The organism is Moraxella sp., from assembly GCF_024227015.1.
Taxonomy (GTDB): Bacteria; Pseudomonadota; Gammaproteobacteria; order Pseudomonadales; family Moraxellaceae; genus Moraxella.
This window is the reverse complement of record NZ_JAAELD010000326.1, coordinates 1-596: the sequence shown is the minus strand read 5'-3', so window position 1 is coordinate 596 and position 596 is coordinate 1. Positions and strand designations below refer to the sequence as shown.

The following is a 596-nucleotide window of genomic DNA, read 5'->3' as shown; positions in this document are numbered from 1 at the left end:
CAGCATCAAATGGATTCACTGGATGAGTCGGCCAGCCCAATGCTGCAATTGGCACGAATTGCGGATAAAAAAATCAGTGAAGCGACCTTACGTGCCTTTTTAGGCAGCTTCGGCTTTAGTGGCGAACGGATGGATACCCCTTGCGAGAGTTTCTCTGGTGGTGAACGTGCCCGTTTGGCATTGGCTTTAATCGTGTGGTTACGTCCTAATGTGTTGATTCTAGATGAACCGACCAACCATTTAGACTTAGATATGCGCCATGCCTTAACCATGGCTTTACAAGACTATGAAGGTGCTGTGGTCTTGGTTTCACACGAACGCCAACTGATTGCCAGCGTGTGCGATGACCTCATTTTAGTCCATGCTGGAAAATCGACCGAATTTGAAGGCGATCTACACGATTATGCCAACTGGTTACGCCAAGCGCGCCTAGAAATGATTAAACAAGGCGGAATCGTAGCGCCGATCGTGTCTAAAGTCAGCACTCAAAAAACCATCGTTTCAAAGGTTGATAAAGAAGCGCAGCGTAAATTAGCTGCACAGCGCCGTGAACAAACGCGCCCGATTCGTAAAAATATCGAAAAATGTGAAAGCCT

1 protein-coding gene is annotated in these 596 nt (G+C 47.1%); it reads left to right on the top strand.

From position 1 onward, the window contains the following. Positions 1-596 (top strand): ATP-binding cassette domain-containing protein (locus GY683_RS07380; protein ID WP_297288121.1); only part of this gene is annotated, 596 nt, incomplete at both ends.